This is a genomic window from Streptomyces sp. NPDC002181 (assembly GCF_042890485.1).
GTDB lineage: Bacteria > Actinomycetota > Actinomycetes > Streptomycetales > Streptomycetaceae > Streptomyces.
On record NZ_JBIASC010000009.1, the window covers coordinates 66,893 to 86,890 of the forward strand.

At 73.1% G+C, this 19,998-nt stretch carries 17 protein-coding genes; 4 read left to right on the plus strand and 13 right to left on the minus strand.

The genetic code is table 11. The features are described from left to right. Positions 1–37 precede the first annotated feature (37 nt). From ACFYXV_RS22115 to panB, 3 genes are all read right to left on the minus strand, one after another. Positions 38–886 (minus strand): ABC transporter permease, encoded by an 849-nt coding sequence (locus ACFYXV_RS22115; RefSeq protein ID WP_383345467.1) that lies wholly within the window; start codon positions 884–886, stop codon positions 38–40. Continuing rightward, positions 883–1,914 carry an ATP-binding cassette domain-containing protein gene (locus tag ACFYXV_RS22120; protein WP_385470725.1) on the minus strand — a complete coding sequence of 344 codons (1,032 nt, stop codon included), beginning with the start codon at positions 1,912–1,914 and terminating at the stop codon, positions 883–885. Before ACFYXV_RS22120 ends, ACFYXV_RS22115 begins: the two co-directional genes overlap by 4 nt. Before the next feature lie 207 nt (positions 1,915–2,121). Continuing rightward, positions 2,122–2,982, minus strand: coding sequence for a 3-methyl-2-oxobutanoate hydroxymethyltransferase (gene panB / locus ACFYXV_RS22125; protein WP_383345461.1), 861 nt, complete (start codon positions 2,980–2,982; stop codon positions 2,122–2,124). Between the two features lie 362 nt (positions 2,983–3,344). Here panB and ACFYXV_RS22130 point away from each other — a divergent pair, with 362 nt between their 5' ends. Beyond that, entirely contained in the window at positions 3,345–4,373 is a 1,029-nt protein-coding gene (locus ACFYXV_RS22130; protein WP_389383810.1) for an endonuclease/exonuclease/phosphatase family protein, read from the plus strand. An 87-nt stretch (positions 4,374–4,460) separates the two neighbouring features. Here the strand turns inward: ACFYXV_RS22130 and ACFYXV_RS22135 are convergent, their stop codons facing one another. The 4 genes from ACFYXV_RS22135 to ACFYXV_RS22150 form a co-directional block, all read right to left on the minus strand. After that, entirely contained in the window at positions 4,461–6,215 is a 1,755-nt protein-coding gene (locus tag ACFYXV_RS22135; protein WP_389383811.1) for an NAD+ synthase, read from the minus strand. Between the two features lie 105 nt (positions 6,216–6,320). Further along, entirely contained in the window at positions 6,321–7,538 is a 1,218-nt protein-coding gene (locus ACFYXV_RS22140) for a DUF4190 domain-containing protein (RefSeq protein WP_389383812.1), read from the minus strand. A 134-nt stretch (positions 7,539–7,672) separates the two neighbouring features. Then, positions 7,673–9,355, minus strand: coding sequence for a multicopper oxidase family protein (locus tag ACFYXV_RS22145; protein ID WP_389383813.1), 1,683 nt, complete (start codon positions 9,353–9,355; stop codon positions 7,673–7,675). Positions 9,356–9,453: 98 nt separating this feature from the next. Next, complete coding sequence (locus ACFYXV_RS22150; protein ID WP_385476798.1) at positions 9,454–9,924, minus strand: hypothetical protein; 471 nt, start codon at positions 9,922–9,924, stop codon at positions 9,454–9,456. A 71-nt stretch (positions 9,925–9,995) separates the two neighbouring features. Here ACFYXV_RS22150 and ACFYXV_RS22155 point away from each other — a divergent pair, with 71 nt between their 5' ends. Both ACFYXV_RS22155 and ACFYXV_RS22160 read left to right on the plus strand, forming a co-directional pair. Beyond that, positions 9,996–10,712, plus strand: a complete 717-nt coding sequence (locus ACFYXV_RS22155) for a DUF998 domain-containing protein (RefSeq protein WP_385476795.1) — start codon at positions 9,996–9,998, stop codon at positions 10,710–10,712. Continuing rightward, positions 10,709–11,599 carry an alpha/beta fold hydrolase gene (locus ACFYXV_RS22160; RefSeq protein WP_385476792.1) on the plus strand — a complete coding sequence of 297 codons (891 nt, stop codon included), beginning with the start codon at positions 10,709–10,711 and terminating at the stop codon, positions 11,597–11,599. The genes ACFYXV_RS22155 and ACFYXV_RS22160 overlap by 4 nt, the downstream gene beginning before the upstream one ends. Positions 11,600–11,653: 54 nt before the next feature. Here ACFYXV_RS22160 and ACFYXV_RS22165 read toward each other — a convergent pair whose 3' ends face one another. The 3 genes from ACFYXV_RS22165 to ACFYXV_RS22175 all read right to left on the minus strand — a co-directional run bounded on the left by ACFYXV_RS22165 (position 11,654) and on the right by ACFYXV_RS22175 (position 13,524). Then, positions 11,654–12,409, minus strand: a complete 756-nt coding sequence (locus ACFYXV_RS22165; protein WP_389383814.1) for a DUF305 domain-containing protein — start codon at positions 12,407–12,409, stop codon at positions 11,654–11,656. After that, positions 12,406–13,059 (minus strand): DUF3105 domain-containing protein, encoded by a 654-nt coding sequence (locus ACFYXV_RS22170; RefSeq protein WP_389383815.1) that lies wholly within the window; start codon positions 13,057–13,059, stop codon positions 12,406–12,408. Before ACFYXV_RS22170 ends, ACFYXV_RS22165 begins: the two co-directional genes overlap by 4 nt. Positions 13,060–13,131: 72 nt before the next feature. Beyond that, complete coding sequence (locus tag ACFYXV_RS22175; protein ID WP_389383816.1) at positions 13,132–13,524, minus strand: hypothetical protein; 393 nt, start codon at positions 13,522–13,524, stop codon at positions 13,132–13,134. Positions 13,525–13,697: 173 nt separating this feature from the next. Here ACFYXV_RS22175 and ACFYXV_RS22180 point away from each other — a divergent pair, with 173 nt between their 5' ends. After that, a complete protein-coding gene (locus ACFYXV_RS22180) occupies positions 13,698–15,059 on the plus strand; it encodes a glutamine synthetase family protein (protein WP_030156261.1) in 1,362 nt (453 codons plus the stop codon). An 84-nt stretch (positions 15,060–15,143) separates the two neighbouring features. Here the strand turns inward: ACFYXV_RS22180 and ACFYXV_RS22185 are convergent, their stop codons facing one another. The 3 genes from ACFYXV_RS22185 to ACFYXV_RS22195 all read right to left on the minus strand — a co-directional run bounded on the left by ACFYXV_RS22185 (position 15,144) and on the right by ACFYXV_RS22195 (position 19,998). Then, a complete protein-coding gene (locus tag ACFYXV_RS22185) occupies positions 15,144–15,371 on the minus strand; it encodes a hypothetical protein (protein WP_385476780.1) in 228 nt (75 codons plus the stop codon). A gap of 83 nt (positions 15,372–15,454) precedes the next feature. Next, on the minus strand, positions 15,455–17,542 hold the full coding sequence (locus tag ACFYXV_RS22190; RefSeq protein ID WP_385476778.1) for a PIG-L family deacetylase: 2,088 nt from the start codon (positions 17,540–17,542) through the stop codon (positions 15,455–15,457). A 146-nt stretch (positions 17,543–17,688) separates the two neighbouring features. Next, positions 17,689–19,998, minus strand: a complete 2,310-nt coding sequence (locus ACFYXV_RS22195) for a PIG-L family deacetylase (RefSeq protein ID WP_389383817.1) — start codon at positions 19,996–19,998, stop codon at positions 17,689–17,691.

Consider the following 19,998-nt stretch of genomic DNA (forward strand, 5'->3'; position numbering starts at 1 on the left):
TCCGGGACGCGATCCGGAACGGACCGGCCGGCCCGGATCAGGTCTTCTGACGGAACTTGCGGACCGCGAGGGGCATGGTGACCGCCGTGATGGCGACCGACCAGATCAGCGTCACCGTCACCGGGTGGGCGACCGCGCCGCCGTTGATCAGGCCGCGGGCCGCGTCCGCCAGGTTGGACAGCGGGTTGTAGTCCGTGAAGGCCTGCAGCCAGCCGGGCATCGTCGACGGCGGGGCGAAGATCGAGCTGCCGAACTGCAGCGGCATCAGGACCAGCATCGCCATGCCCTGGACGGCCTGCGCGGTCTTCATGGTGAGGCCGAGCAGGATGAAGATCCACATCAGCGAGGCGCCGAAGACCGCCGACAGACCGATGGACAGGAACAGGTCGAACACCGAGGTCTTGATCGAGAGGCCGAGCATGAAGCCCACGGCGAGCAGGATCGCGATGGCGACCATCATCCGGCCGAGCTCGACGACGATCTTGGCGATCAGGACGGACGACCGGGCGATCGGCATGGACCGGAACCGGTCCATCACGCCCTTCTTGAAGTCGTCGTTGACGCCGGTGCCGACGCCCATGGCGATGTTCATGCCCATCATGGCCATCAGGCCCGGGACGACGTAGTTGACGTACGCCTCCTGCTGGCCCTTGCCGGAGATCGCGCCGCCGAAGACGAACACGAACAGCAGCGTGAAGATGATCGGCATGAACAGGACGTCGAACATCGACTCGGGGTCCTGCTTGATCTGCAGGGCGTTGCGGCGCACCAGGGCGCCGATGTGCCGCAGATTGGCCCGCAGGCCGATCCGGCCCTCGCCGGACGGGGCGGACGCCGCCGCTGCCGCCGGGGCGGGCGCGGGCTTGGCGGTGGTGACGGTGCTCATACCGCGACCTCCTCGGTCTGCTCGGTGGGAACGGAGTCCTCGACGGTGGGCCGCTGGCCCGTGATGGCCAGGAACACCTCGTCGAGGCTGGGCAGGTAGGTGCCGAGGTCGGCGATCGCGTACCCGCGGGCGGCCAGCAGGCCCACCACGGCGGTCAGCTGCTCGTCGCTCAGGATCGGGACCAGCAGCACGCCCTCGTCCGGGACGGCCTGCGAGCCGGCGACCCCGTCGAGCCCGGTCTCCGCCAGAGAACGGGCCATGCCCGGCAGGTCGGAGGCGTCGACGGGGCGGATCCTCAGGGTCCGGCCGCCGACGCGGGCCTTCAGCTCGTCGACCTTGCCGTTGGCGATGACCTTGCCCTTGTCGATGACCGTCAGCTCGTTCGCGAGCTGCTCGGCCTCCTCCATGTACTGGGTGGTGAGCAGGACGGTGGCCCCCTCGGCGACCATCCGCTGCACCTCGTCCCAGACCTCGTTGCGGGTTCGGGGGTCGAGGCCGGTGGTCGGCTCGTCCAGGTACAGCACGGCCGGGCGGCCGATCATCGAGGCGGCCAGGTCGAGCCGGCGGCGCATGCCGCCGGAGTAGTTCATCGCGGCCTTCTTGGCGGCGTCGGTGAGCGAGAACCGCTCCAGCAGCTCGTCGGCGCGCGAACGGGCGTCCTTGCGGGGCAGGTCGAGCAGCCGGCCGATCATGTAGAGGTTCTCCCAGCCGGAGAGCTTCTCGTCGACCGAGGCGTACTGGCCGGTGAGGCCTATGGTGCGGCGCAGCTGCCGCGGCTGGCGGACCACGTCGTAGCCGGCGACGGTCGCGGTCCCGGCGTCCGGGACGATCAGGGTGGACAGGCAGCGGACGAGGGTGGTCTTGCCCGCGCCGTTGGGGCCGAGGACACCGAGGACCGTGCCCTCGCGGACGTCCAGGTCGACCCCGTCCAGGGCCTTCGTCTCGCCGTAGTGCTTGACCAGCCCCCGTACCTCCACGGCGTGCGAGCCGCTCAGGGGATTCTTGTCGTTTCGCGTCATGTCCACCATGGGACCATCCGCCACCGACAACGCACCGACAGTGCACCGACAGCCGACCGACAAGGAGCCGTCCACAAGCCCGCGGGGGGCCCGCCCGGTGCCCTCTCGGGACGCCGGAGGCCCGCCGACGGGCGTCGGCGGGCCTCCGGTACGGGCTCGGCGGGCCAGTGGAACCGCTCAGTGGAACCGCTCAGTGGAACCGCTCAGTGGAACGGGTCAGTGGAAGCTGTGCTCGGCCTGCGGGAACGTTCCGCCGACCACGTCCTCGGCGAAGGCCTTCGCCGCGTCGCCCATGGTCGCGCGCAGGTTCGCGTACTGCTTCACGAACTTCGGCATCTTCCCGCCGGTCAGGCCCATCATGTCCGTCCACACCAGCACCTGCGCGTCGCACTCCGCGCCGGCCCCGATGCCGACCGTCGGGATGTGCAGGGACCGGGTGACCTCGGCGGCCAGCTCGGCCGGGACCAGCTCCAGCACCACCGCGAAGGCGCCCGCGTCCTGCGCCGCCTTGGCGTCGCGCAGCAGCTGGTGGGCGGCCTCGTCGCCGCGGCCCTGCACCCGGTAGCCCATGGCGTTCACGGACTGCGGGGTCAGGCCCAGGTGGGACATGACGGGGATGCCGGACTGCACGATCAGCTCGGTCTGGTGCAGCGAGCGCTCGCCGCCCTCCAGCTTCACGGCCCCGACACCGGCCTCCTTCACGAGGCGGGTGGCGCTGCGCAGCCCCTGCACGGCGCCTTCCTGGTACGAGCCGAACGGCAGGTCGCCGACGACCATGGCCCGGCTGGTGCCCCGTACGACCGCGGCCGAGAGCATGGTCATCTCGTCCATCGTCACCGGGACGGTGGTCTCGTAGCCGAGGTGGCAGTTGCCCATGGAGTCGCCGACGAGGATGACCGGGATGCCGGCCTCGTCGAAGACGGAGGCGGTCATCGCGTCGTAGGCCGTGAGCATGGGCCACTTCTCACCGCGCTCCTTGGCGAGGGTGAGGTCACGGACGGTGGTCCGCCGGTTGCGCTTGCCCCCGTACAGGCTGGGGGCGGCGGCTTCGCGGGCAGGCGAAACGGCATGCGTCATTGCAACTGCTCCTTGATGTCATCTCGAGGCGCCCTCACGGCGTCCCCGGACTCACCCACCATGGTGGCACCTGCCGGGCCCGCGGCGAAAGTGGTGAGAGGACCCGTACGTCACACTCCGGCCCTGCGCGCGGAGCACTGCCTGCACCCTCATGGCCCCCTCTTGGCCCTCTCATGGTCCCCTTCCCGGCGGTTCGGCGCGCGCGGGAGGCAATGTGCGCGTTTCGTGACAAGCGGAACCTCGGCCGCACGGCAGCTCGTCCTCCCGGACGTACGGCCGGAACAACGGCACGGAAGGCTCCGTCGATCGCCTAGGGTCAAGGTGCGGGGACGGAGCGCAAGCACGGCAGCGAGGGCAGTGGCATGGCACAGGCGTACATGACGGAGACGGGGAACGGCGGCTCGGAGCCCGAGCCCTCCGGATCCCGCCTCCGGCGCCGACTGGCCGGGCTGCGCCGGGACCGGGGCATCTGGCGGCGCGGGATCGTGACCGCGGCCCTGGCCGCCCTGATCTCACTCGTCATGATCTTCCACGCCGAGCTGCCGAACGACGTGGGCAACCTCGGCAGCCTCACCGAGACCTTCCTGCCCTGGCTGGGCCTGGCCGTACCGCTGCTGCTCGCCGCCGCCGTCGTCCGCAAGTCGGCGACCGCCCTGATCGCGATACTGCTGACGGCCGTCGTGTGGGTCAACCTCTTCGGCAGCCTGGTCCTCGACAAGTCCGGCTCCGGCGGCAACCTGATGGTCGCCACGCACAACGTCGACGCCGACAACCCCGACCCGCGGGGCACCGCCGCCCAGATCGCCAAGTCCGGCGCCGACGTGCTGGCCCTGACCGAGCTCAAGGGCAGCGACGTCCCCGTCTACGAGCAGGCCCTGGCGGGCGCGTACAAGTACCACTCCGTCGAGGGCACGGTCGGCGTGTGGAGCAGGTACCCGCTCAGCTCCAGCGCGCCCGTCGACATCAAGATGGGCTGGACCCGCGCCATGCGCACCACCGTGGACGGCCCGTACGGCCAGATCGCCGTCTTCGCCGCCCACCTGCCCTCCGTCCGGGTCAAGCTCAACGCCGGCTTCACCGCCAACCAGCGCGACAACAGCGCCGGCGCCCTGGGCAACGCGCTCGCCGCCGAACCGCTGAAGAAGGTCATCCTGCTCGGCGACCTCAACGGCACCATGAACGACCGGTCCCTGTCCGACGTCACCTCGCAGATGCGCTCCACGCAGGGCGCGGCGGGCGACGGCTTCGGCTTCAGCTGGCCCGCCCAGTTCCCGATGGCCCGGATCGACCAGATCATGGTCCGCGGGATGAAGCCGGAGGCCTCCTGGACCCTGCCGCGCACCGGCAGCGACCACCTGCCGGTCGCCGCGCGGGTCAGCGTGAAGCCGTAGCCCGTACGTCTGTACGCCCGTACGGGTGAGGGAGGGGTCCCGCCGCTCCGGCGGCGGGACCCCTCCCTCACCTCACCTCACCTCCGGCTACGCGTGCTCGCGCCAGCCGTTCGTGATGGGCAGCCGGCGGTCCTTCCCGAAGCCCTTCGCGGAGATCTTCGTGCCCGGCGGGTACTGGCGCCGCTTGTACTCGGCCGTGTCCACCATCCGCAGGGTCCTGGCGACCAGCGCGCGGTCGAAGCCGGCCCCGACGATCGTGTCGATGCCCTGGTCGCGGTCCACGTACAGCTCCAGGATCGCGTCGAGCACCGGGTAGTCCGGCAGGGAATCCGTGTCCACCTGGCCCGGGCGCAGTTCGGCGCTCGGCGGCTTGACGATGGAGTTCTCCGGGATCGGCGGGGTCTCGCCGCGCTCGGCCGCGGCCCGGTTGCGGTAGCGCGCGAGCCGGAAGACGTCCGTCTTGTAGACGTCCTTGATCGGGCCGTACGCGCCCACCGAGTCGCCGTACAGGGTGGAGTAGCCGACGGCCAGCTCCGACTTGTTGCCCGGGGCCAGCACGATGTGGCCCTCCTGGTTGGAGACCGCCATCAGCATCGTGCCGCGCAGCCGGGACTGGAGGTTCTCCTCCGCCAGGCCGGTCAGGCCCAGCGAGCCCATGTACGCGTCGAACATCGGCTCGATCGGCACGGTCCGGAAGTTCAGGCCGGTCCGGTCGGCGAGGTCGGCGGCGTCGCCCCTGGAGTGGTCCGAGGAGTACTTCGAGGGCATCGAGATGCCGTACACGTTCTGTGCGCCGATCGCGTCGCAGGCGATGGCCGCGACGAGCGCGGAGTCGATGCCGCCGGAGAGTCCGATCAGGACGGAGCGGAACCCGTTCTTCCTGACGTACGCGCGCAGGCCCACGACCAGCGCGTCGTAGACCTCCTCGTCGTCGTCCAGGCGGTCGGCGTAACCGCCGGTGACCACGGGCTCGTACGGCTCGACCGGCTCCTCGGAGAGGATCACGCGGTCGATGCGCAGCCCGTCGCCGACGAGGCCCTCGGGGGCATCGGCGCGGGCGGCCGGCAGGTCGAGGTCGACGAGGACGCAGCCCTCGGAGAACTGCGGGGCGCGGGCGATGACCTCGCCGTCGGCGCCGACGACGATCGAGTCCCCGTCGAAGACCAGCTCGTCCTGCCCGCCGATCATCGCCAGGTAGGCGAGGGTGCAGCCGGCCTCCTGGGCGCGCTTGCCCACCAGCTCCAGGCGCTGGTCGTCCTTGTTGCGCTCGTACGGGGAGGCGTTGACGGAGATCAGCAGCCCGGCCCCGGCGGAGCGGGTGGCCGGGACGCGGCCGCCCTCCTGCCAGAGGTCCTCGCAGATGGCCAGGGCCACGTCGACGCCGCGCACCCGGACGACCGGCTGGGTGTCGCCCGGCACGAAGTACCGGAACTCGTCGAACACGCCGTAGTTGGGGAGGTGGTGCTTGGCGAAGCGGAGGGCGACCTTCCCGCCGTACAGCACGGCGGCCGCGTTCTCCGGGGAGCCGGCGGGGCGGCCGAGCCGCGGCGCGGCCTGCTCCGTACGGTCGAGGTAGCCGACGACGACCGGCAGTTCGCCGAAGCCCTCGGCCGCCAGCCGCTCCGCGAGTTCGCGCAGCGCCGTACGGGAGGCCTCGACGAAGGAGGCGCGCAGGGCGAGGTCCTCGACGGGGTACCCGGTCAGCATCATCTCCGGGAACGCCACCAGGTGGGCGCCCTGCTCGGCGGAGTGCCGGGTCCAGTGCACGACCGAGTCGGCGTTGGCGGCGATGTTGCCGACCTGCGAGTCGATCTGATTCAGAGCGAGGCGAAGTTGAGGCACGGGCCCAGTGTAATCGTCTTTCTGACGCGATGTCCTGGGGCCGTGCCTCATTGCCGTGTCGTACGGCCTTCCCGGGCCTTCCCGGGCCGTCCCCGGCCTCCGGGGTCAGCCGATCGAGCCGCTGAACTTCGCGCTGGGCAGGCGGATGCCGGGGGAGATGTCCGCGACGAGGTGCTCGGTGCCCTCGGGGACCTCGTAGGCCAGGATCCCGCTGGCGGACTCGCCGGGCAGGATGTCGCCCCGGATCATCTTCGGGACGTCGCCGCCGTCGAAGGCCAGCTTGGCGGTCATGCCCTTGTCGTCGCGGACGTTGGGTACCGCGTAGATGACGTTGTGGGTCTCGGTGGAGTTGTTGGTGATGGTGAGCGTGAACTCCACCGCGTTCCCGACCGTCGAGTACTTGTTCTTCGTGACGTACTTCTTCGGCTTCGAGAGGGTGACCTTGATGCCGTTCGGGTACGAGTACGTCTCGCCGAACGCCAGCGGGGAATCGATGCCCGGGACCTGCGTGGGCGTCGGCGAAGGCGCCGGATACGGGTACGGGGACATGCTGCCGTCGAGGTCGGACGGGACCTCCCAGCCCTCGCGCAGCTTCTTGTCGGCCACGTTCGTGACGACGTAGCCGGTGAGGAAGAGGCCTCCGGCCGAGGCGCCGATGCCGAGCACGGCCAGGGCCGTGCCGGTGACGGCCATCGCCTTGCGGCCGGCGCCCTTCGAGGCGCGGACGAGGGCGCCGATGCCGATGCCGATGCCGACCACGGCGAGGATGCCGCCCGCCCAGAAGAGGAACGGGATGATGCCGATGACCACGGCGGCGATGCCGAGCGTGAGGGCGGCCACGGCCAGGCCGTTGGTGGTGCTCGGGGCGGGAGTGCCCCACGGGTTGCCCGGGGTGGCGCCGGGGGCGTGGGCGCCCCAGGGGCCGCCGGCGGGCGGTACGGGCGGTACGGGCGCGCCGAACGAGGGGGCCGGGGGCATGGGCGCGGGGGGTGCGAAGGACCCGGGCGCGGGGGGCGCGAACGACCCGGGCGCGGGGGGCGCGAAGGGGTCGACGCGCGCGGGCTGCGGTTCGGGTGCCGCGGCGGGGGCGGGAGCGGGGGCCGGGGTCGGCTCCGGCATCGGCTCCTGGGCGGGTTCCGGCGTCGGCGCGTGCTCCGGCTCCGGCGTCGGCTCCGGCGTCGGCGCGGGCACGGCTTCCGGCTGCGGGGTCTTCTGGAGGGAGAGCGGCTGAGCCGGCTCGGCGGCCGGCTCCGGTATGGGCGTGCCCGCGGGTTCCGCCGGCGTACCGGACGGGGTGCTGGGCTGGTTCGGGGGCGTGCTCATACCTGGCAGGAGTCCTCACGGTGGTGGTGTACGCGGTGATCGCCAAGCCTGCCATGCGCCTCTGACGGCTCCAAGGGAATTGGACCCCCGGCCCGCACTCGGGCGGCCGGGGGTCCAACCCCTGCTCAAAGGGGCTACCGCTGGTAGCCGAGCACCGTCATCATCCCGGCCTCCGCGTGGTACACGTTGTGGCAATGCGCCATCCACAGCCCGGGGTTGTCGGCGTCGAAGTCCACCGTCAGCTTCGAGTTCGCCAGGATCAGGGCGGTGTCCTTGCGCGCGCCGCCCGCGCCCCCGCCGAGGGCGAAGGTGTGCCCGTGCAGGTGCAGCGGGTGCCACATCGTTGTGGAGTTGTTGAACTCCAGCCGGACCCGCTCGCCCGCCTTCACCGGGTGCCGCTGGTCCGGGGTGTACGGCTTGCCGTCGAAGGCCCAGTCGTACTTCTCCATCCCGCCGGTCAGTTCGATGCGGATCGTGCGGTCCGGAGCACGGGCCGGCAGCGCGGCGGGCTCCGCCGCCCGCAGCGCGTCCGCCGTCAGCGGCCTCCCGGCCAGCTCGGCGGGCCGGGTCTCGGCCGTGGGCGCCGTACCGGAGCCGGTGCGCAGCAGGGCGAGGGCCGAGGCCGAGCCGCCCTTGCCCTCGGCGAGCGCGGTCAGCGGAAACACCCCGTCCCGCGCGGTGACGAGTACGTCGTAGCGCTCGCCCATGCCGAGCAGCAGGGAGCCGGTCTTCGCGTGCTCGACCGGATAGCCGTCGGTGTGGGTGACCGTCAGCTCGTGGCCGCCGAGGGCGATCCGGAAGGCGGTGTCCGCGCCCGCGTTGACGATCCGGAGCCGGATCCGGTCACCCGGCTTGGCGGTGAAGACCGAGGGGTCCTGCGCCGTCCGGCCGTTGACCAGGTAGTGCGGGTACGCCACGTCGCCCGGGTCCTTGCCGAGGACGTCGCTCTCGCCGCCCATGAGCAGCCGCGAGGGCGCCCCGCCGGCCGCCGGGGTCTGAGGGGAGGGGGTCGACGCGGCGCCGCCGTGGCCCGCGTGGCCGCCGCCCGCCCTCGTGTCCATGCCCTTGCGGAGTTCAGCGAGGACCGCGTCCGGGGTGGAGCCGTCCATCCCGTCGAGCCAGTCGTCCAGCACCACCACCCACTCCGCGTCGTACGAGAGGGGCTCCTTCGGGTCCTCGACGATGAGCGGCGCGTACAGGCCGCGGTCCAGCTGGACGCCCGAGTGCGGGTGGAACCAGTAGGTCCCCGGGTGCGGGACGGCGAAGCGGTACGCGAAGGACCCGCCCGGGGCGACCTCCCGCTGGGTCAGGCCCGGGACCCCGTCCATGTCGTTGCGCAGGGCGAGGCCGTGGCAGTGCAGGGAAGTGGCCTCGGGGAGGTTGTTGGCCAGGGTCAGGGCGAGGGTGCCGCCCGCGGTGACCCGGACCTCCTGGCCGGGCAGCCGGTCCCCGTACGCCCAGGAGCGGACGGTGAGCCCTCCGCCGAGGTCGAGCGGGGTCGCGGTGGCGGTCAGCTTGACCTCGGAGACCGGTCCGGTGGCCTTGCGGGCGGCTTCGGCCGCCCGCACCTCGGGCCCGGCGGGGTCGACGTAGCCGCCCGGCGAGGCGGCGGGGGAGGGGCCGCCGTGGTTCATGGAGCCGTGGTCCGTGCCGGTGCCGCCGGACGTGCCGGAGCCGCCGTCGGAGCAGGCGGCGAGCAGCCCCGAACCGGCGAGGGCGGCGGTGGCGCCGAGGACGGCGCGGCGGGTGGGGCGGCCGGGGTGGTCGGGGTGGTCGGGGCGGCCGGGGTGACCAGGGCGGTTGGGAAGAGAGCGCATGGAAGCACCTCGTGATGTGTCGTACGAGCGGATGGGCGCCGTCTGCTGCCGCCGACCGGGCCGTGTGAGGGCACGCGGGGACGGCAGCGGGCCCGTCGCTATACGCGCAGGACCGCCAGCCGCGTGAGGAGTTCGCGGGGTGAGGGCGGATCGGGTCCGCCGGACCGGCCCGGCGCGCGGGCCGCGCCCCCGAGCGGCGCGGCGTCGCGGGAGCCGGCCGGTCCGGCGCCCAGGATCAGCAGGGTGAGCCCGCCGAGCACGGCCAGGCACACCGACATCGGGTCCATGCCGGTCCCGGCCGGCGGGGTCCCGGCGGCGGGGGTCCGGTCGCCGGAGGCCTGGTCGCCGGAGGCCTGGTCCGCAGGGTCCGGGCGGTGCCCGGCGGTGTGGCCGACCGCATGCCGGGCCGGGGCAACGGCGGCGGCCGCGGCCGCGTCCTCCATGGCGTGGGACCGACTCGGATGGCCCAGGGTGTGCATGGTGACGATGCCCAGGAGCAGCGCAGCGAGCAGCAGCAGCCGGGGCCACCGGGTGGCCCGCTGTGCGGTGCGCTGCGCAGGGCGCGTCATGGCCGGAACCCTACCCCGGGTGGGTATCTGATCGTAGGACCGGGTCCGCCGTGTTGAGGATGATGCGCAGTATGTCCACAAGTCCTGAAAAGGCTCCGTTCGGTCCGTTCACCAGGAACCCGTGGCCGGTCGCCCTCCTCATCGGCCTGGGCGCCGCCGCTTACACCGCCTGGGTGCTCGAAGTCGTGCTCTCCACCGGTCTGAACCCCATCGAGACGTACGTCAGCGAGCTGGCGGCCCGGGACCAGCCGCTCGGCGGGCTGTTCCGGGCCACCGACTTCACCGCGGGCGTGCTCGCCTTCGCGGGCGGCCTGCTGGGCCTCGCCTGGCAGCTGCGGGACGGATCCCGGCGGCCCTGGTCGGTGGTCGGCTGGGCCGGCGTCACCCTGTTCGGCGCGGCCACCGCCGCCGACGCCTGGCTCCCGCTCAGCTGCACGCCCACCGCGGACCCCGTGTGCGCCGCCCGGGAGACCGCCGGCCTGGTCCCGGCCACCCACCAGGCGCACGCCGTCAGCAGCAGCCTCGCCATGACCGGCGCCCTCGTCGGGATCGTGGCCCTCACCTTCGCCGCCCGTCGCCACCGCCGGCTCGCCCCGCTCGCCCGCTACGGTCCTGCCCTGGTCGTACTGGAACTGCTGGCCACCGTCTGGACGCTGACCGCCATCGCCCTGTTCACCGCCGGGCGCGGGACCTGGGCGCTCGGCGCCGGGCAGCGGATGCAGGTGCTGCTCGTGGCGCTCTGGCTGGGCCTGCTCGCGTACTCCGTCCACAAGGAGCGGCGCACGTGACGGCGGGGACCCGGGGCGGGCGCTTCGTGCGGGTGGACGGGGTGCCCCTGCACGTCGTCGTCGAGGGTTCCGGGCCCACGGTGGTGCTGAGCGCCGGGCTGGCGATGGCCTGGTTCGACTGGGATCCCGTGGCCGCGCTGCTCGTCGCGCAGGGCCGTACCGTGGTCCGCTTCGACCGCCCCGGGCACGGGCTGAGCGCCCCCGCCACCACCCCGCCGACCGCCGCCGGGGAGGCCCGCCGGATCGCCGGGCTGCTGGACGCGCTCCGCCTGTCCGGCCCCGTCACCATCGCCGGGCACTCGATCGCCGGGTTCCACGCCGAGGCCTTCGCCCGGCTGTACCCCGAGCGCACCGCGGCCCTGGTCCTGGTGGACACCAGCATCGAGGAGGCCCCCCGTACGGTGCTGCCCGCCGGGGTGCGCACCGGCGCCGCGCGCGTGCTCGGCCGGACCCTGACCGCGGCGGGGCTGCCCGCGGCGCTGGGCCCGCTCGCGCGCCGCGCCGCCGTACGGGCCTCGCGCACCGGCGGTTCCGACCGCTCCCTGCCTTCGGCGGGGGGACCCCCAGCCGCGCGGGACCTCGTACGGCGCGTCTACCGCACCGGCCGGGTCTGGCGCGGCGCCCTGCTGGAGAACGCCCGCTACCCCGACACCGCCGCCGAGGTGCTCGCGCTGCGGACCGGGCACCCGCTGGCCGCGCCCGCCACCGTCCTCGCGGGGTACGACGGCTCGTCGCGGCGGGGGGCCCTGCGCTGGCTCGCGCGCCAGGCGGAGCTGGCCGCCCGGCTCGGCGCCCGCTTCGAGGTGGCCGAACCGGCGGGGCACCTGGTCATGCTGGACCGCCCGGGCCTGGTGGCGCGGGCGGTCCTGGACGCGGACGCGGGGTGAAGGGGGCCCGGGAACCGCGCCCCGGGCCATGTCACCGCGGGTGACCGTGACGCGTCACCCGCGCGGCGCGGCCCCGCGCTGCTTCAGCATGTCCGCCATGAGGGTGAGCTCCGACTGCTGCGCTTCGACCATGCCCTGGGCCAGCGCCCGCTCGGCGGGGGTCTCGCACTGCTTCGCGCAGCCCTGGGCCATCGCGACCCCGCCCTTGTGGTGGTCGGTCATCAGCTGGAGGTAGAGCACCTCGGCGTCCCGGCCCTCGGCGGTGCCGAGCTGCGCGAGCTCCTCCTTGGTGGCCATGCCGGGCATGAGCGCGCCGGGCTTGGTGGTGGCCCCGCCCATGTCGTGACCGGTCGTGTCGTGACCGGTCGCGCCGTGCCCGGCCGTGTCGTGACTGGCCGCGCCGTGCCCGGCCGTGTCGTGACCGGCCGCGCCGTGCCCGCCGTGCTGGTCGGACGTCCCCATCCAGGACATCGGCGGCTCGTCGGCCACCACCTTCGGCAGCCCCCACAGGTCCAGCCAGCCCAGCAGCATGCCCCGCTGGTTGGCCTGGGTGTTGGCGATGTCGTACGCGAGCCCGCGCACTGGCTCGTCCTTGGTGCGGTCCCGCACGATGAACGACATCTCCACCGCCTGCTGGTGGTGCACGGCCATGTCCCGGGCGAAGCCCGCGTCCGGCGAGTAGAGGGCCGGCGCGCGGGCCGCCGTACGGGAGCCGTCGCCGTCTCCGCTCGCGGAGGCGACCGTGGCCGCCACCGCGAACAGCAGCGCGAGCAGGACGGCCGTCCCGGCCGCCCAGTACGTACGGGTCACTTCTCGGCCAGCCCGTTGGTGCAGGCCGCGCCCGGCTCGGGGGTCTGCGGGCCCTGCACGTACTTGGTGAAGAACTGCGCGACGCGCGGGTCGTCCGCCTTGTCCACCGTCAGCTGCTTGCCCCAGGCGCTCAGCATGATCGCGCCGGCCTGCTCCTTGTCCGGGCTCATCAGCGTGTACGGGGTCTTGGCCACCTTCCCGGCGAGCGTGTCGACGTCGCCCTTGGCGGCCTTCTCGCTGTACGTCACCCAGACCGCTCCGTGCTCCAGCGAGTGCACGGCGTTGACCTCGGGGATCGCGTTCTTGTAGACGTCGCCGTTGCAGTTCATCCAGCGCGGGTTGTGGTCCCCGCCGACCGGCGGGTTCATCGGGTACTTCACCGGGGTCTCGACGTGGTTGCGGCCCAGCGTCTTCGCGTCCCAGGTCTGCTCGCCGTTCACCGGGGCCTTGGCGGCCGCCGCGGCGGCGTCCTTCTTCTCCTTCTTGTCGATCATCACCCAGGCGCCGAAACCGACGAGCGCGGCGACGACGGCCACGGAGGCGGTGATCGCGAGGGCCTTGTTGCGCCGGTCGCGGGACTGCTCGGCGCGGCGCATCTCGGCTATGCGCGCCTGGCGGGAGTTGTTGTCGGGAGAGGTCCTGCTGGCCATGTGCCCTGAATCCTTCTGCGGAGGGGGGTGGAGGGATGGATCCGGTGGAGCGCGGTACGGCGCCCGGACCCGTCAGGTCCGCAGCACTTGGAGGGCGTGGAGGTCGGGGGCGCGGGCGAGCGTCCCGTGCGGCCGGGCCGGCCCGCCGCGGGCGGCGCGCGCGACGGGATCCGGGGCGCAGCCGGGTACGGCCTGCGCGGGCGGCGGGGCGGGCAGCACGCCGGGGGCCACGTGCGAGAAGGGGGAGCAGCCCGGCGGCTCGTCGGGCGCGACGCAGACGGCGCGCGCGGTGGTCGCCGGGGCCGCGGCGGTGACCGCGGCCCCCGCCGTCCCGACGTGCGGCTCGCCCGGCCGTACGCACAGGAACAGGGCTCCGAACAGCACCGACAGGGCGACCGCGATGACGGCACGCCGACGTACGTGGCGCCCGATGCGCCCGCGTCGTATGTGCTCCCGGCCCCCCATGGGCGCAGATGGTAATGCTCATGACGGCCCCGAGGTCAGTGCGGGGGTGCCACGAGCTGTCAAGGATGCGTAATGTGGCGGAAACCGCGGCTGGCGATACTGGGCCCGCCCGATCGTGCCCCCACCACTCGGGGGAGTGGTGCACAGGCCGTCTGAACTGCGAGGATGAAGGCATGGACAAGCAGCAGGAATTCGTCCTCCGGACGCTCGAGGAGCGCGACATCCGGTTCGTGCGCCTGTGGTTCACCGACGTACTGGGCTTCCTGAAGTCCGTCGCGGTCGCCCCCGCCGAGCTGGAGCAGGCCTTCGACGAGGGCATCGGCTTCGACGGCTCGGCCATCGAGGGCTTCGCCCGGGTCTACGAGTCCGACATGATCGCCAAGCCGGACCCCAGCACGTTCCAGATACTGCCGTGGCGCGCGGAGGCCCCCGGGACCGCCCGGATGTTCTGCGACATCCTGATGCCGGACGGCTCCCCTTCCTTCGCGGACCCCCGCTTCGTCCTCAAGCGGATCCTGAACAAGACCTCCGACCTGGGCTTCACCTTCTACACCCACCCGGAGATCGAGTTCTTCCTGCTGAAGGACAAGCCGCTGGACGGGACCCGCCCGGTGCCCGCGGACAACTCCGGATATTTCGACCACACTCCGCAGAACGTCGGCATGGACTTCCGCCGTCAGGCGATCACCATGCTCGAATCGATGGGCATCTCGGTCGAGTTCAGCCACCACGAGGGCGCCCCCGGCCAGCAGGAGATCGACCTCCGGTACGCCGACGCCCTCTCGACGGCCGACAACATCATGACGTTCCGCCTGGTGATGAAGCAGGTGGCGCTGGAGCAGGGCGTCCAGGCCACCTTCATGCCGAAGCCGTTCTCCGAATACCCCGGCTCGGGCATGCACACCCACCTCTCCCTCTTCGAGGGGGACCGCAACGCCTTCTACGAGTCGGGCGCCGAGTACCAGCTGTCGAAGGTCGGCCGCTCCTTCATCGCGGGCCTGCTGCGCCACGCCGCGGAGACGGCGGCGGTCACGAACCAGTGGGTGAACTCCTACAAGCGCATCTGGGGCGGCTCCTCCCGCACGGCCGGCTCCGGCGGCGAGGCCCCCTCGTACATCTGCTGGGGCCACAACAACCGCTCGGCCCTGATCCGCGTCCCGATGTACAAGCCGGGCAAGACGGGCTCCTCGCGCGTCGAGGTCCGCTCGATCGACTCGGGCGCCAACCCGTACCTGACGTACGCGGTCCTCCTGGCGGCCGGCCTCAAGGGCATCGAGGAGGGCTACGAACTCCCGGCGGGCGCCGACGACGACGTCTGGGCCCTCTCCGACGCCGAACGCCGCGCGATGGGCATCGAACCCCTCCCCCAGAACCTCGGCGAGGCCATCTCCCTGATGGAACGCAGCGAACTGGTCGCCGAAACCCTCGGCGAGCACGTCTTCGACTTCTTCCTGCGCAACAAGAAGCAGGAGTGGGAGGAGTACCGCTCGGAGGTCACGGCCTTCGAGCTGCGGAAGAACCTGCCGGTGCTGTAACCCCTGTTCGACGCCCGTTGGGGCATGCGCGGCGCTCCGGGCCGGTGGTCGTCGACCGCCGGCCCGGAGGTGTGTCGTTGCCGGTCAGGCGAGTTTCCGGGGGCCGGGTGCCCTGCGGGTCCTCACCCCGGCGGCGATGAGCGCCAGGCCCGCGGCGACGATGCCGAGGTAGGCGACGGGCGGGAAGTCGACGACCTTGTGCAGCCAGCCCCACTCCGTGCCGAAGAAGGCCTGGGAGGCGAAGCTGATGAGCCCCTGGGCCCCTACGACGTAGCCGATGCTTTCGATGGTGTATCCGATGGTTGCTCGCACGGATCAACCCTCTCGCGGCGGCGCCGCGAGATCGTCCTCCGCGGGGTCGAGAACCCGGTAGGCCGAAGGATGCAGTCGCCCGGCTACTTCGGGGGCACCGCCCGGTGCCAGGGGGTCCGCGGGGTGGGGGTGGTGGGTGCGGTCGTGGTGATGTGGAGTTCCGCGTCCAGGCCCAGGACCGCCGCCGTCGTCGAGCCCGCCGGTTCCAGGACTCCGGCCGGGGCGCCCGCGTACAGCATCTGCGACTCCGTCCACGCCGGCGGGCCGCCCAGGCCCGTCGTGCCGACCGTGCCCGTGTCCGCGCGGCCCGACAGGAGGCGGCCCGCGACCCCGACGGCGCCGTAGCCCGCCCGGCCGCCGGCCTCCGTGACGCTGGAGACCTGCGGCTTGCCGGAGCCCGCCGTGACCAGGGCCGTACGGACCACCCCGGAGTCGGGGCGCCGGAAGTAGAGCCGGACGCCCGCGCCCTCCGCGGCCGCCGACAGCGGGACCGTGGTGGCCGGCAGCCCCGTCGGGAACGGTCCCTGGAGCGGGGCGCCCGGGCCGGGCTGGGTCCAGGCCAGTACCGACTTGGTGGTGGTGGCGTACACCTGGCGCCGCCCGGCGGCGTCCACCGCCGTCACCGGGTCGCTCTGCAGGTCCTCGCCGCCCAGGCGCTGCCAGGAGCCGAAGACGCCGTCCGGCTGCTGCTCGCGGGCGCGCAGGGTGCGGCGGGAGTCGCGGACGTAGACGGTCAGCCGCCCGTCGGGGGCGACGGCCGCCGCGGGCGCGCTGATCGCGGAGGTGCCCTCGTCGTCGGCGCCCTCGGGGGTGCCGAGCGACTGCCAGGGCCCGAACGGGCCGTCGGGCGCGGCCTGGACGGCGTACACGGTCTCGCGCCGGTAGTCCGCGGGGGACGGGCCCAGGCTCGTGCGGGTGGCGAAGATCGCGACGCGGCCGTCGGGGAGGCGGGCGGTGCTCGCGCCCGGGTCGATTCCGGTGCCGGGGAGCAGCTGCGGGCCGGCCCATGCGGTCCCCGGGCCGCCCGGCCGCGTCCAGTAGGCCATCTGCCCGTCCAGGGCGGCGAAGGCGTAGAGCCGGCCGCCGGTACCCGGCACCAGCCAGGAGGTGTTGTCGGCGCGGGCGTAGCGCAGCGACTGGGCCCAGTTGCGGCCGGTGGGGCTGCCGGCCACCTTGCGGTCGCCGCAGCCCGAGGGGCTGCCGCAGTAGTTCTGGTGGTCGAGCCAGGCGTATGTCTTGAGGAAGCCGGTCTTCGTCTCGGCCGTCTGCGGGTCCAGCGCGTGCGGCAGGGTGCCGTTGTGGTAGCCGAGGTAGTTCTGCACCGAGAACCGCGGCCGGTCGGTGACCTGGGCGGCGTAGGCGGCGGTGGCGGCCTGTACGAAGCGCGCGCCGTACATGTGGTCCTGGTGGTCGGTGTACTTGCCGGTGTCGTGGTAGCGGCCCGGCGTCGGGTCCTGCATGCGTATCGTCGTCGGCTTGTACAGCGCGAGCAGCCCGGCTATCGACTGGACCACCTGGTCCTTGGTGTACGCGTACTGCTGCTTGACCGGGGTTCCGGAGGTCAACTGGGCGCCGAGCGAAGGTATCTTGCCGTTCCACAGGCCGCGCAGGCTGTCCGGGTTCTCGGCGGTGGGGTTGCGGGCCTCGCGCATCTGCAGCCAGACCAGGTTGATGTGCGGCCGGGCCGTGAGGACGTCGAGCTCGGCCCGCCCGCCGCCCGCGGTGGATATGACGGTGCGCTGCCAGGCGCTGGTGCGGTCGCCGGTGGCCATCTGGGCGTAGGCGGCGCGGATGCCGTTCTGCCGGGCTTCCGCGTAGTGGGCGCGGTCGGCGGGCTGTTCCGGGTCCTTGACGCCGGAGCCGTTGGCCTCGTTGCGGCCGTCGGCCTCGCCGGAGGTCAGGTAGAGGGTGGTGAGCCGGAGGCCGGCGGTCAGCGAGCGGCTGAGGTCCGGGTTCATGAAGAACAGGTCGTCGTCGGGGTGGGCGACGATCTGGACGACCGATCCGGACGTGGTGCTCGCGACGATCGCGGCGTCCGGGTTCTGCTCCGGGGTGGCGGTGGCCTCTGCCGAGGTCTGCTGGCCGGTCGCGACGGCGAGCACGCCGGTGGCGCCGACGGTGAGGACGGGAAGGAGCGCCGCGAGGAGGAAACGGCGACGGGCAATCGGCATCGGGCACGCCTTGGGGTCGTTCCGGGCAGTCAGCTCATCCACTGAGAGGCCAAATCCCGGGACTTGGTTCACCGAAGGGCGCGATCACTCCCGATTTCCCGCCCCCATCGGCAAGACACCGCCCAGGGGGTGTCCGCAGACACCCCCTAGCGCTCGGCGTTGCGCGGACCCACCGGCAGCCACGGCGCCAGGTGCGCGTCCGCGTCGTCCGCCGACGAGGTCACGTACAGCCGCGCGTCGAGCCCCACCACCGCCAGGCTGACCAGGTTCCTGCCGGTCATCGTGGACGACGGCGCCCCGACGAACATCAGCGGCGACCGCTCCCACGGCCGCCCGGGCCCCAGGCCCGAGCCCAGCAGCCCGCCCGCCGAGCGGCCGGCCAGCACGTGCCCGCTCGCCGTCACCGAGCCGAAGCCCTGGAGCCCGCCGAGGTCGGTGAGGTGGTTGACCTTCAGCCCGCCGTCGCCCGTCACCAGGGCGGTACGGACGTTGCCCGAGCCCGGCTTGCGGAACCACAGCCGCACCCCGCCCTCGCGCCCCTCCGCGGTGAGCGGGAGCGTGGTGTCCGGCAACCCGGTGGGGGTGGCCCGCCCCAGCGGGGCGCCCGGCTTCGGCTGCACCCAGCCCACCACCGACTTGGTGGTCGCCGCGAACACCATGCGCCGCCCGGCGCCGTCGGTAGCGGCGACCGGGGTGCCGTGCAGGTCGGCGCCGCCGTACGAGGTCCAGGGCCCCCAGCTGCCGTTCGCCGACTGCACCCGGCCGCGCAGCGTGCCCGCGCCGTCGCGCACGTACGCCGCCGGCTGCCCGGAGCCGTCGACCGCGACGGCCGGTGCGCTGATGTCGGAGGTCCAGTTCTCGTCGGAGGTCTCGGGCGTGCCGAGCGACTGCCAGTCCCCGAACTCCTCCGTGCCGGGGCCCTTCTGGACGCAGTAGACGACCTCGCGCCGGTACTCCGCGGGCCGCGCGCCGAACGACGTACGGGTGCCGAAGACGGCGATCCGCCCGTCCGGCAGGGTGACGGTGGCCGCGCCCGGGTCCATGCCGGTGCCGGGCAGCAGGCGCGGCCCGCTCCAGGCGCCGATGGGGCCGGAGCGGTGCCAGAGCGCGACCTGGCCGTCGAGCACCTTGAAGGCCCACAGGCCGTGCTCCTTGTCGGAGGTCAGCCAGGAGGTGCCGGTGCCGCGGGCGTAGTTGACGGTGGAGGTCCAGCCGTTTCCGGCGGGGTGGTCGGCGACCTTGAGGTCGCCGCAGCCGGCGTCGCTGCCGCAGTGGTTCTGCTTGTCGAGCCAGGCGTACGTGTCGAGTATGTCCAGCTTCTCCTTGGCCTCGTCGGGTCCCAGGGCGCTGGGCAGGGAGCCGTTGGAGTAGCCGAGGTAGTTCTGCACCGCGAAGTGCGGGCGGTCCTTCGCGTCGACGTCCTTCGCGTACGCGGCGAGGGCGGCCTGCACGAAGCGGGCGCCGTAGAAGTGGTCCTGGTGGTCGGTGTACTTCCTGGTGTCGGGGAACCGGCCGGGGGTGGGGTCCTGGGTGCGGACGGTGGTCGGCTTGTACTGCTCCAGGACGCCGACGAGGGTGCGGACGACCTGGTCCTTGGAGTACGAGAAGCGCTGCTTGACGGGGGTGCCCGAGGAGAGCTGGGCGCCGAGCGCGGCCGTCTTGCCGTCCCAGAGGCCGTGCAGGCTGTCGGGGGCGCTGTCGTAGACGGTGCCGGCCTCGCGCAGCTGGAGCCAGACGAGGTTGACCTCGGGCTTGGCGACGAGGACGTCGACCTCGGCCTGGCCGCCGCCCTTGGTGGGGACGACGGTGCGCTTCCAGGCGCTGGCGCGGTCGCCGGTCGCCATCTGGGCGTAGGCGGCGCGGATGCCGTTCTGGCGGGCTTCGGCGTAGGCGGGCTTGTTGGGAGGGGTGGTGCTCTGTCTGCCTTCGGTGGCGTTGATGCCGTCCGCCTCGCCGGCGGTGAGGTAGACGGTGGTGACGGGGTGGCCGGCGGCTATGGAGTACCGCAGGTCGGGGTTCATGAAGTACAGGTCGTCGTCGGGGTGGGCGACGATCTGGAGAACCCGGCCGGGGTCGGGGGCGTCGACGGCTGCCGGGGCGGGGCCGTGCCGGTCGCCGCCGAGGCTGCCGAGGGCGCTGATGCCGCCGATTCCGCTGAGGGCCTCGCTGCCGCGGAGCAGGAACATGCAGCCCGCCGCGACGGCGGCGGCGCCGGCGATCCCCTTGACCACCCGGGCCCGGGCGCGTGCGCCCCGCTGTCCCGAGGCCTCGGCGGCCCGGGCCCGGCGCGCGGCGCGCCGGCCGGCGGGTGCGGGCTCCGCGGCCTCGGCGGCCCGCGCCCGCCTCGTCGCGCGCCGGCCGCCGGGTGCGCCGGCCCGGGCCGGATCTTCGAAGGGGTCTCCGCCCGGTCCGCCCGGCCAGGGGGTGTGCCCCTGGGAGGGGGGTCGTTCGGGCAT